The 12,358-nt window shown below is 73.5% G+C and carries 12 protein-coding genes; 7 read left to right on the plus strand and 5 right to left on the minus strand.

The annotated features are described in order from the left end of the window. Positions 1-122: 122 nt before the first annotated feature. The 3 genes from D1J63_RS16240 to D1J63_RS16250 all read right to left on the minus strand — a co-directional run bounded on the left by D1J63_RS16240 (position 123) and on the right by D1J63_RS16250 (position 2,680). Positions 123-737 carry a TetR family transcriptional regulator gene (locus D1J63_RS16240; protein ID WP_125629498.1) on the minus strand — a complete coding sequence of 205 codons (615 nt, stop codon included), beginning with the start codon at positions 735-737 and terminating at the stop codon, positions 123-125. Then, the gene (locus D1J63_RS16245) at positions 734-1,591 is read right to left on the minus strand and encodes a sugar phosphate isomerase/epimerase (RefSeq protein WP_197925631.1); all 858 of its coding nucleotides are present in this window, start codon (positions 1,589-1,591) and stop codon (positions 734-736) included. The genes D1J63_RS16240 and D1J63_RS16245 overlap by 4 nt, the downstream gene beginning before the upstream one ends. 156 nt (positions 1,592-1,747) lie before the next feature. After that, entirely contained in the window at positions 1,748-2,680 is a 933-nt protein-coding gene (locus D1J63_RS16250) for a Ppx/GppA phosphatase family protein (protein ID WP_125629500.1), read from the minus strand. Positions 2,681-2,751: 71 nt separating this feature from the next. On the opposite strand from D1J63_RS16250, the gene D1J63_RS16255 reads away from it, so the two are divergent. Both D1J63_RS16255 and D1J63_RS37560 read left to right on the plus strand, forming a co-directional pair. Continuing rightward, positions 2,752-3,564: a hypothetical protein gene (locus D1J63_RS16255; protein WP_125629503.1), complete on the plus strand. Its 813-nt coding sequence runs from the start codon at positions 2,752-2,754 to the stop codon at positions 3,562-3,564. A 76-nt stretch (positions 3,565-3,640) separates the two neighbouring features. Continuing rightward, entirely contained in the window at positions 3,641-3,769 is a 129-nt protein-coding gene (locus tag D1J63_RS37560) for a hypothetical protein (protein WP_276323134.1), read from the plus strand. Positions 3,770-3,861: 92 nt separating this feature from the next. Here D1J63_RS37560 and D1J63_RS36905 read toward each other — a convergent pair whose 3' ends face one another. Next, complete coding sequence (locus tag D1J63_RS36905) at positions 3,862-5,643, minus strand: hypothetical protein (protein WP_206436771.1); 1,782 nt, start codon at positions 5,641-5,643, stop codon at positions 3,862-3,864. A gap of 553 nt (positions 5,644-6,196) precedes the next feature. On the opposite strand from D1J63_RS36905, the gene radA reads away from it, so the two are divergent. Both radA and disA read left to right on the plus strand, forming a co-directional pair. Continuing rightward, positions 6,197-7,606 (plus strand): DNA repair protein RadA, encoded by a 1,410-nt coding sequence (gene radA / locus D1J63_RS16275; RefSeq protein ID WP_102932190.1) that lies wholly within the window; start codon positions 6,197-6,199, stop codon positions 7,604-7,606. An 81-nt stretch (positions 7,607-7,687) separates the two neighbouring features. Then, a complete protein-coding gene (disA, locus tag D1J63_RS16280) occupies positions 7,688-8,812 on the plus strand; it encodes a DNA integrity scanning diadenylate cyclase DisA (protein WP_030404779.1) in 1,125 nt (374 codons plus the stop codon). Between the two features lie 20 nt (positions 8,813-8,832). Here disA and D1J63_RS36730 read toward each other — a convergent pair whose 3' ends face one another. Then, positions 8,833-9,678 (minus strand): hypothetical protein, encoded by an 846-nt coding sequence (locus D1J63_RS36730; RefSeq protein WP_206436772.1) that lies wholly within the window; start codon positions 9,676-9,678, stop codon positions 8,833-8,835. A 158-nt stretch (positions 9,679-9,836) separates the two neighbouring features. On the opposite strand from D1J63_RS36730, the gene D1J63_RS16295 reads away from it, so the two are divergent. The 3 genes from D1J63_RS16295 to D1J63_RS16305 all read left to right on the plus strand — a co-directional run bounded on the left by D1J63_RS16295 (position 9,837) and on the right by D1J63_RS16305 (position 12,260). Next, positions 9,837-10,763 (plus strand): A/G-specific adenine glycosylase, encoded by a 927-nt coding sequence (locus D1J63_RS16295; RefSeq protein WP_125629511.1) that lies wholly within the window; start codon positions 9,837-9,839, stop codon positions 10,761-10,763. A gap of 298 nt (positions 10,764-11,061) precedes the next feature. Next, complete coding sequence (locus tag D1J63_RS16300; protein ID WP_003975479.1) at positions 11,062-11,595, plus strand: SigE family RNA polymerase sigma factor; 534 nt, start codon at positions 11,062-11,064, stop codon at positions 11,593-11,595. After that, a complete protein-coding gene (locus D1J63_RS16305; RefSeq protein WP_176154385.1) occupies positions 11,583-12,260 on the plus strand; it encodes a hypothetical protein in 678 nt (225 codons plus the stop codon). Before D1J63_RS16300 ends, D1J63_RS16305 begins: the two co-directional genes overlap by 13 nt. Positions 12,261-12,358 lie beyond the last annotated feature (98 nt).

Consider the following 12,358-nt stretch of genomic DNA (forward strand, 5'->3'; position numbering starts at 1 on the left):
CGTCGCTCGCTCCTTCGGAGAGTTATGACTGCCGTCGAGCGTACGCCGCTCATCCAGGGGTCGGGACGGGGTGTCCGGAATGCGGGACGTTCGTCTCGCCGTACGCCGCCGGGAGGGCGGCCTCAGGGGCCGGTGAGGTGGCCCTGTACGACCGGTGCCAGGCGGGCGACGAGCTGCTCCGGGTCCGCCGAGGCCAGCGGCTCCACCTTGATCACGTAGCGGAGCATGGCACACCCGATGAGCTGTGCCGCCGCCAGTTCGACGCGCAGCTCCGCGTCCGGGGCGTTCAGCTGGGCGGCGACCCGGCGCAGCAGCTGGGCGGCGATCAGCCGGCGGAAGACGGCTGCGGCGGCCTCGTTGTTCACAGCGGAGCGCAGGATGGCCAGCAGGGGCGTGCGGGTGGCCGGGTTCTCCCAGACGCCGAAGATGAAGCGGGTCAGACGCTCGCCGACCCCGTCCAGAGGGCCGTCGGCGATCGCTTCGGGGGCGTCCATGGCGGGCGCGAAGGCGACCTCGATGGCCGCCCCGAAGACCTGCTCCTTGGTGCCGAAGTAATGGTGGACCAGCGCCGGGTCCACGCCCGCCGCCTTGGCGATGCCGCGCACGGAGGTCTTCTCGTAGCCGCGCTCGGAGAACTCCTCGCGGGCGGTGACGAGGATGCGGTCGCGGGTGTCCCCGGACTCCGTACGGGGCGGGCGGCCGCGGCGCCGCGCGGTTCCGTCGGCGTCGCCGCTCACCGGTGGTCCGTCCTCGCCGCCGGGCCACCCGGCACCGGGGACGCCGACCGCGCCAGGTGCTCGCGGGTGAAGGCGAGCGCCTCGGCGAGATCGGCCTCGCGTTCGGCGCCGGACATCGCGCGCCTCGTGTTGACCTCGATGACGACGTGGCCGTCGAAGCCGGTGCGCGTGAGGTGCGCGAGGACCTCGGCGCAGGGCTGGTTGCCGCGGCCGGGGACGAGGTGCTCGTCCTTGGCGGAGCCCTTGCCGTCGGCCAGGTGGACGTGGCCGAGGCGGTCGCTCATGCGGTCGATCATGCCGAGGGCGTCGGTGCGGGAGGTCGCGGCGTGGCTGAGGTCGATCGTGAAGTGCCGGTAGTCGTCCTTGGTCACGTCCCAGTCGGGGGCGTACGCCTGCATCTCGCGGTCGCGGTAGCGCCAGGGGTACATGTTCTCGACGGCGAAGCGGACGTCCGTCTCGTTCGCCATCCGCCAGATGCCGTTGACGAAGTCCCGCGCGTACTGGCGCTGCCAGCGGAACGGGGGGTGCACCACCACGGTGGACGCGCCGAGCTTCTCGGCGGCGGCGCGGGCGCGCTGGAGCTTGACCCAGGGGTCGGTGGACCAGACGCGCTGGGTGATGAGCAGGCACGGGGCGTGTACCGCGAGTATCGGCATGCGGTGGTAGTCGCTGAGCCTGCGCAGCGCGTCGATGTCCTGACTGACCGGGTCCGTCCAGACCATCACCTCGACGCCGTCGTAACCGAGGCGCGCGGCGATCTCGAAGGCCGTCGCCGTCGACTCCGGGTAGACGGAAGCCGTCGACAGGGCGACCTTCGCGTCCGGGGTTCGGATCACGTCCCTGGGGTTTGCCACGGGGGTCAGGGTACGGGGTGCCGGCCGGCAGCCGCGGGGTGCCCAATCACCGTTGTGGTCATCGCCATAGGGGGCGGGTGCGGGTGCACCGTGGCTTGTCGCGCCCACGCGGCGGAGCCGCACATCGATACGGTCCCGCGCCCCTTCGGGGGCGCGTTATCCCTGGCCCATGTGGTCCAGGCGCCGCAGGATCACGCCCTCCCTGAGGGCCCACGGGCAGATCTCCAGGTTCTCCACGTGGAACAGGTCCATCGCGGCCTCGGCCACCAGGGCGCCGGCCAGGAGCTGGTTCGCGCGGCCCTCGGAGACGCCGGGCAGTTCGGCGCGTTCGGCGCTGGTCATGGCGGCCAGGCGGGGCACCCAGGCCTCCAGGGAGGCGCGCTTCAGCTCGCGCTGGACGTACAGGCCCTCGGCCGAGCGGGCGGCGCCGGCGATCCGGGCCAGCTGCCGGAAGGTCTTCGAGGTGGCGACCACGTGGTCGGGGGCGCCCAGGCGGCTGAACTCGCCGACCGTCCGGGCGATCTCCGTACGGACGTGGCGCCGCAGCGCCCTGACGTCGTCCGGGTGGGGCGGGTCGTCGGGCAGCCGGGCGGCGGTCAGCCGGCCCGCGCCGAGCGGCAGCGACACGGCGGCGTCGGGTTCCTCGTCGATGCCGTAGGCGATCTCCAGGGAGCCGCCGCCGATGTCGAGGACCAGCAGCCTGCCCGCGGACCAGCCGAACCAGCGCCGGGCGGCGAGGAAGGTGAGCCGGGCCTCCTCGGCGCCGGTGAGGACGGTCAGCTCGACACCGGTGTCGTCTCGCACGCGTTCGAGGACGTCGTCGGCGTTGGTCGCCTCGCGCACGGCCGAGGTGGCGAACGGCAGGAGGTCCTCCACGCCCTTGTCCTCGGCGGCCTGGAGCGCCTCCCTGATGACCGCGACCAGCCGGTCGACGCCGTCGGGGCCGATCGCCCCGCCCTCGTCGAGGAGCTGGGCGAGGCGCAGTTCCACCTTGTGCGAGTGCGCGGGCAGCGGGCGGGCGCCGGGGTGCGCGTCCACCACCAGCAGATGCACCGTGTTCGAACCCACGTCGAGGACACCGAGTCTCATGTACGGAACGCTACTGCGGGCGGGGGCGGCGGTGGTGCCGTCCTTCCGCTCCGGCGACTTACCCTGGAGCCGTGCCAAAGACGAAAAAGACGAAGGACGAAAAGTCGACCAAGAAGGACAAGAAGCGCATCTCGGGCGACGAGAAGGGGCTCGACTTCGCGCGCGCGTGGGTGGAGTTCCCGGATCCGGCGGACGACGAGCAGGTCTTCCGGTGCGATCTGACATGGCTGACCTCTCGTTGGAACTGCATCTTCGGCAGCGGCTGCCAGGGCATCCAGGCGGGCCGCGCGGACGACGGGTGCTGCTCGCTGGGCGCGCACTTCTCCGACGAGGACGACGAGCAGCGGGTCGCCGAGCATGTGGCGAGGCTCACGCCGGACATCTGGCAGCACCACGCCGAGGGCACACGGAACGGCTGGATCTCCGAGGACGACGAGGGTTCCCGGCAGACCCGGCCCTTCCAGGGCTCCTGCATCTTCCAGAACCGGCCGGGGTTCGCCGGGGGCGCGGGCTGCTCGCTGCACATCCTGGCGCTGAAGGAGGGCCGGGAGCCGCTGGAGACCAAGCCGGACGTGTGCTGGCAGCTGCCGGTCCGGCGGACGTACGAGTGGATCGACCGGCCCGACGACACGCGCGTCCTCCAGGTGTCGATCGGTGAGTACGACCGGCGGGGGTGGGGTCCGGGCGGGCACGACCTGCACTGGTGGTGCACGTCGGCGACCTCGGCGCACGGTGCGGGCGAGCCCGTGTACGTGTCCTACCGGCCGGAGCTGATCGAGCTGATGGGCAAGGCGGGGTACGACCGGCTGGTCGAGCTGTGCGAGGAGCGGCTGGCCTCGCAGCTGCCGTTGCTGGCGCCGCATCCGGCGGATCCGGCTCGCTGAGGGCGGGCGCGGGGGGGGTGCGGGTCGCGGTGCCGGTGCGGGTCGCGGTGCCGGTGCGGGCCGCAAGCCGGTTGCCGTGCCGGGTCCTGTCCCGGGCGCGGGCCGGCTGCAGTGCCGGTACGACCGGCTGGTCGAGCTGTGCGAGGAGCGGCTGGCCTCGCAGCTGCCGTTGCTGGCATCGCATCCGGCGGATCCGGCTCGCTGAGGGCGGGCGCGGGGGCCATGCCGGTGCCGGGTCCTGTCCCGCGGGCCGGTTGCAGTGCCGGTTGCGTTCCGGGCGCGGGCACCGTGCCGGTGTTACGAGCCGGACGGGCTCGGGGTGCCGCTGTCGGCGTCGCCCGGCGGGGGTGACGAGCCGTCCGGGCCGCCGGTCGGGGACGGGGCGCCGGTCGTCGGGTCCGGGTCGGGCGAGGTCGGCGGCGGGTCCTCGGTGGGCGTCGGGTCCGGATCGGTGGGCTGCGACGGGGACGGGTCCGGGGCCGGGGTGTGGCCCGGGTGGGACGGGGACGTGGTGTCGCCGGGGGTGCTGGGGCGCGGGTCCGGGCGGGACGGGGTGGGCGCGGGGCCGTAGCCCTCGATGGTGACGACCGCGTGGGCGGGCGAGACGGCCACCCGTGCGCTCCAGTGGCCGGCCGGCTCGCGCAGGTGGTCGACGTACACCCGGACCGTGACCGACTCGCCGGGGCGCAGGGTGCCCGAGGACCGGCTCGGGTAGAGCCAGGAGGCGCCGACGGACACGGACCAGCGCACCGGGGCGTCGCCGGTCGCGGTCAAAGTGACCAGCGTGGTGTCGCCGTCGTGGCCGGCCGTCACCTTCAGCCGGCCGGTCTCCTTCTCGCCTGCGCCGGAGACGCCGACGACCTCCACGGAGACGTCGGCCTCGCCGCTCTTGCCGAAGCCGGGGCCGGGGGTGGTGCTCGCGTTGCCCGCGTTCTCGTAGCCGCCGTAGCCGCCGCCCGCCGACTCGCCCTCCAGGCCGTCCGGGTCCTGCGCCTCGCTGGCGCTGGCCGAGCGGCCCTCCTCGCCCTCGACGACGGGCGTGCCCCGGTAGGCCGCCCACAGGGCGAGCACCGGGGCCGCCACGACGGTGGCGACGACGGTGGTGGTGACGGCACGCGCGCGCAGGCGGTCGCGGCGGGCCGCGCGGTCCTTGGGGTCCATCGGGAAGCCGCGCCGGTCGAAGCGGGGGGCGCTGCCCCGCGCGCGCGTGGTGTGGGCCGGGGCTCCGCGCAGGGCGGCGCGGGGGGCCTCCAGGACGGGCAGCTCGGCGGGGGTGACGCTGGTGCCGGGCCAGCGGCCGGGGATCGCGCGCTCGGCGGTACGGCGGCAGCGTGGGCAGTCGTCGACGTGCCGGACCAGCTCGCGGCGCAGGGCGCTGCTGAGGACGTAGCGGTTGTCGCCGGTGAGGCGGGACACGCCCGCGCAGGTGCCGGTCTCGACCACGGCGAGGGCGGCGCGGGTGCGTTCCACCTCGCAGGCGGCGGAGGCGAGCAGTTCGCGGGCGGCGGCGAGGTCCATGCCGAGGACGGCGGCGACCTCGTGGGGGGCCAGGTGGTGGCGCACGGCGAGTTCGAGGGCCTCGCGCTGCTCGGGGGTGGTGCCGGCGGCCTCCGGCCAGGCGAGGAGGGCGAGTTCGCTGCGGTGCCGCTGGGTGACCTCGTCGTTGGTGACGGCGGTGGGGGCCGGGGGCGTGGGTGTGGTGGGAGCGGTGGGGCGGCCTGCGGCGTGGCTGCTCGGACGTTTCTGCTTGGCCTCGGCCAGCTTGCGCAGGCAGGCCCAGCGGGCCAGCGCGTACAGCCAGGCCCTGCGGTCGGTGGCGGACGGGGGGCCGCGGTGGCCGCGGCGCTCGGCGAGCGCGAGGACGTCGGTCAGGGCGGTGGTCGCGGCGTCGTGGTCGCAGAGGACGGACAGGCAGTACGTGAACAGGCCGTCCAGATACGCGTCGTACGCGGCGTATCGCGCGGGCGGACGCTGCGCCGGCGGCTGTGCCAGCGCCCTCGCCGCGGTGCGGTCACGCGCTTCCCGGTGCGCCCGGTGTGCGCCGGTCGTGCGGGTCGTGGTTTCCGTACTGCTCCTCATCACTCGGTGACCGTAGGGGGCTATGGGTGGCGCGAACTGGCGCGTTGGGCACTTTTAATCCGTACGGGTGAAACGATCCCTCATAAGGGGACACGAACCTGCCCTTCCGTGGCCGGGACGGGGTCGCCGTCGTCCGTTCGTGGCACCTGCGGCGGGTGCCTGCGGCGCCGGTGCGGGTTCGGTGGGGGTGCGCGGAGCGCGGTGCGTTGTCTGTGGGTCGGGGGCGTGCCGGGGGGTGTCCGTCCTCGGAACGGCGCGAAATCGGTCGGCCACAGATCTTCCCCGGCGCGGACGCGCCAACCACTGCGGGCGGACACCCCCCGACCCGCCCCCTCCTCGCCGTACGCGGCTACCGGCCGTTGCCGCCTCAGCTGCGGGCAGTCGTGCCGCTGGGGCGGCACGGGTGGGCGCAGCGGCACCCCGCAACGCCGGGCCGCGTGACCCACCCGCCCCCACACCCACGCCGGGCGACCGGGCAACCCCGGGCCCGTGGGCCCACCCCACCCACACCCACGCCGGGGCCGTTGTCAGTGGGGGCGGTTACCGTTCGTGCATGGCTGCCCGTACGAAGTCCGCCAAGGAACGGCCGTCCTACCGCTGCACCGAGTGCGGCTGGCAGACGGCCAAGTGGCTCGGCCGCTGCCCCGAATGCCAGGCATGGGGCACGGTCGAGGAGTACGGCGCGCCCGCCGTGCGTACGACGACGCCGGGGCGCGTCACGACCTCCGCGCTGCCCATCGGCCAGGTGGACGGCCGGCAGGCGACCGCCCGTTCCACCGGCGTGCCCGAGCTGGACCGGGTGCTCGGCGGCGGGCTGGTGCCCGGGGCCGTGGTGCTCGTCGCGGGAGAGCCCGGCGTCGGCAAGTCCACGCTGCTCCTCGACGTGGCGGCCAAGTCCGCGAGCGACGAGCACCGGACGCTGTACGTCACCGGTGAGGAGTCGGCCAGCCAGGTGCGGCTGCGGGCCGACCGGATCCACGCCATCGACGACCATCTGTATCTCGCCGCCGAGACCGACCTCGCGGCGGTGCTCGGGCACCTGGACGCCGTCAAGCCGTCGCTGCTGATCCTGGACTCCGTGCAGACCGTCGCCTCGCCCGAGATCGACGGCGCCCCGGGCGGCATGGCGCAGGTGCGGGAGGTGGCGGGGGCTCTGATCCGCGCCTCCAAGGAGCGCGGCATGTCCACCCTGCTGGTGGGCCACGTCACCAAGGACGGGGCCATCGCGGGCCCACGGCTGCTGGAGCACCTCGTGGACGTCGTCCTGCATTTCGAGGGCGACCGGCATGCGCGGCTGAGGCTGGTGCGGGGGGTCAAGAACCGGTACGGGACGACCGACGAGGTCGGCTGTTTCGAGCTGCACGACGAAGGGATCACGGGCCTCGCCGATCCCAGCGGGCTGTTCCTCACCCGGCGGGCCGAGCCGGTGCCCGGTACCTGTCTGACCGTCACCCTGGAAGGGCGGCGGCCGCTGGTCGCCGAGGTGCAGGCGCTGACCGTGGACTCTCAGATTCCGTCGCCCCGGCGCACGACCTCGGGGCTCGAGACCTCGCGGGTGTCGATGATGCTGGCCGTGCTGGAGCAGCGCGGGCGCATCAGCGCGCTGGGGAAGAGGGACATCTACAGCGCGACGGTGGGCGGGGTGAAGCTCTCCGAGCCTGCCGCCGACCTCGCCGTCGCGCTGGCGCTGGCCAGTGCGGCCAGTGACACTCCGCTGCCCAAGAACCTCGTGGCGATCGGCGAGGTCGGGCTCGCCGGAGAGGTGAGACGGGTCACGGGGGTGCAGCGCAGGCTCTCCGAGGCGCACCGGCTGGGCTTCACGCACGCCCTGGTACCGGCCGATCCGGGGAAGGTCCCTGACGGCATGAAGGTCCTGGAAGTCGCGGACATGGGGGACGCCCTGCGGGTGCTTCCCCGCTCGCGTCGCCGAGAGGCCCCACGGGAGGAGGGGGACCGCCGGTAGACTTTGCCCTGGTCTCGCCCGTCCGTACGACCGAATGTGCGACACGGGAGCGCCAGAAGAACCTGCGACCGGAGGAGTGCAGTGGCAGCCAACGACCGGGCAGCAGCTCCCGGAAAGTCCGGTGGGAGTGCCGGTGCCGATGGCCTGATGCGCGCCTCACTGAGCGCCGTGGCGCCCGGCACGTCCCTGCGCGACGGCCTGGAGCGGGTCCTGCGCGGCAACACGGGCGGTCTGATCGTGCTGGGCTCCGACAAGACCGTCGAGCAGATGTGCACGGGCGGTTTCGTGTTGGACGTCGAGTTCACCGCGACCCGGCTGCGCGAGCTGTGCAAGCTCGACGGCGGCATCGTGCTGTCGTCCGACCTGTCGAAGATCCTGCGGGCCGGGGTGCAGCTCCTTCCGGATCCCACCATTCCGACGGAGGAGACCGGTACGCGGCACCGGACCGCCGACCGGGTCAGCAAGCAGGTCGGCTTCCCCGTCGTGTCGGTCTCGCAGTCGATGCGGCTGATCGCGCTGTACGTGGACGGGCAGCGGCGGGTGCTGGAGGATTCGGCGGCCATTCTGTCGCGGGCCAATCAGGCACTGGCGACCCTGGAGCGGTACAAGCTGCGCCTCGACGAGGTCGCGGGCACGCTGTCGGCGCTGGAGATCGAGGACCTGGTGACGGTGCGGGACGTCTCCGCGGTCGCGCAGCGGCTGGAGATGGTCCGCCGGATCGCCACCGAGATCGCCGAGTACGTGGTGGAGCTGGGCACGGACGGGCGGCTGCTCGCGCTGCAGTTGGACGAGCTGATCGCCGGGGTGGAGCCCGAGCGCGAGCTGGTCGTGCGGGACTACGTGCCGGAGCCGACCGCCAAGCGGTCCCGTACGGTCGACGAGGCGCTCGCCGAGCTGGACAAGCTCAGCCACGCGGAACTGCTGGAACTGTCGACCGTGGCCCGGGCCCTGGGCTACACCGGGTCGCCCGAGACGCTGGACTCGGCGGTGTCGCCGCGCGGCTTCCGGCTGCTGGCCAAGGTGCCGCGGCTGCCCGGCGCGATCATCGACCGGCTGGTGGAGCACTTCGGCGGTCTGCAGAAGCTGCTCGCCGCCAGTGTCGACGACCTGCAGACCGTGGACGGCGTCGGTGAGGCGCGGGCGCGCAGCGTGCGCGAGGGGCTGTCGCGGCTGGCGGAGTCGTCGATCCTGGAGCGCTACGTCTGAGCCCTCGGGCCCGTCCGTGATCAGTCGCTCTTGAGGACGAACGAGGTGCGCACCTTCTCGAACCCTGCCGCCTTGGCCTCCACCAGGTAGGTGCCCGCCTTGGCCGAACCCGCGGGCGGCGTACCGCACTCGGCGGCGCTCGGCTTGCGGTCCCACTTCACGGTGTAGGTGATTCCGCTGCCGGCGGCCACCCGGTACCGCAGGCTGCCCTCGCCCTCGACGCAGTCGTCCGAGGACCAGTAGGCGTCGTCACCGCTGGCCGGGGTGATCGTGAACACCGCGTGCTCCGGGCCGAGGTCGACCTTGCAGTCGGTGCCGGAGGTGTTCCGCGCGGTCAGTTCGAAGGCCGGGGTCTGACCGGGCGAGTAGCTGTTGCGGACGCTGCGCAGGCTCAACTTCACCGCGCCCGGCGTGCAGTTGGGCAGCGCCGACCCGGCCGGCAGCGCGTCACCAGCGCCGACGCCCGTCACCGCGCCGCCGCCCGAGGCGCTTCCCGAACCGCCCGACCCGTCATCGCCGCCGGACTCACCGCCGGATCCGGATCCGGACCCGGTGTCCGCCCCCCCGCCGCTTCCGGAACTCGTCCCGGAGCCCGAGCCGTTGGAGTCGCCGCCCCCCGACTCGTCGCGTCCGCCGGGGGCTTGGCTGATCGCCGGGCCGGAGCTCGAAGGACCCGGAGTGATCGAAGACGCCGGGTTCTTGCCGTCGGCCCCGTCCTTGCGGCCGTTGCCGCCGTCCCCGCCGCCGGAGACCACGATCCAGGTGATCAATAGCGCCAACAGGGCGAAAAGAGACAGCAGTACGGCCCTCCGTCGCCAGTAGATGGAGGAGGGAAGCGGCCCGACCGGATTGCGCAGAGATCCCACGGCGCAAACTGTACGAGAGATCGGCGCGTTCCCTTGTCCCACCCGCCGTTCGGGCTCGCAACTTTTACGGATCATCATTCCGGCAGACCGGCCCGCCGGCCGCCACCGGGTGGCGGTGTTCCCGTGCGGCGGCCCTCCCGTGGCAGGATCGGAGGGTCATGACTGCGCCCACGAAGCCCTCGCCAGGCGGACCATCCGACCCCGCCGCGTCCGGTGTGCCGCTGCACGCCCCCGTCATCGACTGGTTCGACGAGCACGCCCGCGATCTGCCGTGGCGGCGTCCCGAGGCCGGTGCCTGGGGCGTGATGGTCAGCGAGTTCATGCTCCAGCAGACGCCGGTCAGCCGCGTCCTGCCCGTGTACGAGCAGTGGCTGGCCCGCTGGCCGCGCCCCGCCGACCTCGCCGCCGAGGCACCCGGCGAGGCCGTCCGCGCCTGGGGCCGCCTCGGCTACCCGCGCCGCGCCCTGCGCCTGCACGGCGCCGCCGCGGCCATAACGGAACGGCACGGCGGCGACGTACCCGCCGACCACGCCCAGCTGCTGGCGCTGCCCGGCATCGGCGAGTACACGGCCGCCGCGGTCGCCTCCTTCGCCTACGGCCAGCGCCACGCCGTACTGGACACCAACGTCCGCCGGGTCTTCGCCCGCGCGGTCACCGGCGTGCAGTACCCGCCGAACGCCACCACCGCCGCCGAGCGGAAGCTGGCCCGGGCGCTGCTGCCCGACGAGGAGGCGAGCGCCGCCCGCTGGGCCGCCGCGTCGATGGAGCTGGGCGCCCTGGTCTGCACGGCGAAGAACGAGTCGTGCCACCGCTGCCCGATCGCGGCCCGGTGCGCCTGGCGGCTGGCCGGCAAACCCGCGCACGACGGGCCGCCGCGGCGCGGCCAGACGTACGCGGGCACCGACCGGCAGGTGCGCGGGCGGCTGCTCGCGGTGCTGCGGGAGGCGACCGCGCCGGTGCCGCAGGCCGCCCTCGACCAGGTGTGGCAGGAACCGGTCCAGCGTGCCCGCGCCCTGGACGGCCTCGTGGCCGACGGTCTGGTGGAGCCGCTGGCGGACGGGCTGTACCGGCTGCCGCTGAGCTGACGCACAGCGGCGGCACACCCTTCTGTGACGGCTCCCCCGTCGGGTCTGTGACGGTCCCCCCGTCGGGCAAATCACCCCATGTCGCCATCAAGTGGGCTGCCGATTTAACCGGTTCCTACTTCCGTTACACAACCGACGGACAGCCGAGGGTTTGCCGCAGGCTGCTACGCACAGCGCCGTGACAACGCTTCCCTACCTTCGTTTGCGTGCCCGGAGGGGCACGGCAACGACCAAGGACCACAGGCAGTGGGCCGGCGGATGACCACCGCCGGGATACGGGGATCGGAAGGCGGTTGACATGGGCGAGGTGCTCGAGTTCGAGGAGTACGTCCGCACCCGGCAGGACGCGCTGCTGCGCAGTGCCCGGCGCCTGGTCCCCGACCCCGTGGACGCCCAGGACCTGCTGCAGACCGCGCTGGCGCGGACGTACGGGCGCTGGGAGACCATCGAGGACAAGCGGCTCGCGGACGCCTACCTGCGCCGGGTGATGATCAACACCCGGACCGAGTGGTGGCGGGCGCGGAAGCTGGAGGAGGTGCCGACCGAGCAGCTCCCCGAGTCCCCCATGGACGACGCCACCGAGCAGCACGCGGACCGCGCCCTGCTGATGGACGTCCTGAAGGTGCTCGCCCCCAAGCAGCGCAGCGTCGTGGTGCTGCGACACTGGGAGCAGATGTCAACGGAGGAGACCGCCGCCGCCCTCGGCATGTCGGCGGGGACGGTCAAGAGCACGCTGCACCGGGCGCTCGCCCGGCTCCGCGAGGAGCTGGTCGCCCGCGATCTGGACGCACGGGCGCTGGAGCGTGAGGAGCGGGAGCGTTGCGCGGCCTGACCGACGGTCGGACACCCGGGGAAGCCCGGAGAACCACGCAGGCGGCGAGTACGGCGGTGGCCGTGTTCGTCGCCCTCGGCGTTTCCCTGTCCGGCTGCGGGACCGGCGGCACCGGCGCCCGGGACGAGGGGCCGGCCCACGCGGACGCGGTGGGCGGCGCCGCCTCCTCGTCCCCCGAGCCCGCGGCGAAGGCGTCGCCGTCGAAGGCCCCCGAGCGCGTGGACGCGGTGCGGCTCGTCAAGGCCGATCCCAAGGTCTCCGCGGAGGTCAAGCGCGAGCTGAAGCCGTGCGTCGCCGACGAGTACCCCGTCGACGTGTCGTACGGCAAGCTGACCGGCGGCTCGGCGGAGGACGTCGTCGTCAACGTGCTGACGTGCGGTGACGCGGTGGGTGTGGGCAGTTACGTGTACCGCGAGGAGGACGGCGGATACCAGAACGTGTTCAAGGCGGAGGCGCCCCCGGTCTACGCGGAGATAGACCGCGGCGACCTGGTGGTGACCAAGCAGGTGTACGACAAGGGGGACCCGGTGTCGAGTCCGTCCGGCGAGAACGTGATCACGTACCGCTGGGCGTCGGGCCGGTTCGCCGAGGAGTACCGCACCCACAACGACTACAGCAACTCCGCGGGGAACGCGCCCACCCCGGCTCCCGAGCCGGACGGCTGACCCGCCGGTTCACGCCGGCCGACGCGAACCGATCGGACCGCTCGCACCGATGAGCGAGTGAAGGCCGTCGAGGGAGCCGGCGGCCCGTTCGACCCGAC

This window comes from Streptomyces sp. KPB2, assembly GCF_003950055.1.
Classification (GTDB): domain Bacteria; phylum Actinomycetota; class Actinomycetes; order Streptomycetales; family Streptomycetaceae; genus Streptomyces; species Streptomyces salinarius.

Excerpts from the sequence above, each read along its gene's own strand:
- D1J63_RS16295 (WP_125629511.1), top strand. The coding sequence starts at position 9,837 with ATGACTGCGCCCACGAAGCCCTCGCCAGGCGGACCATCCGACCCCGCC.
- radA (WP_102932190.1), top strand. The coding sequence starts at position 6,197 with ATGGCTGCCCGTACGAAGTCCGCCAAGGAACGGCCGTCCTACCGCTGC.
- D1J63_RS36905 (WP_206436771.1), bottom strand. The coding sequence starts at position 5,643 with ATGAGGAGCAGTACGGAAACCACGACCCGCACGACCGGCGCACACCGG.
- D1J63_RS16300 (WP_003975479.1), top strand. The coding sequence starts at position 11,062 with ATGGGCGAGGTGCTCGAGTTCGAGGAGTACGTCCGCACCCGGCAGGAC.
- D1J63_RS16250 (WP_125629500.1), bottom strand. The coding sequence starts at position 2,680 with ATGAGACTCGGTGTCCTCGACGTGGGTTCGAACACGGTGCATCTGCTG.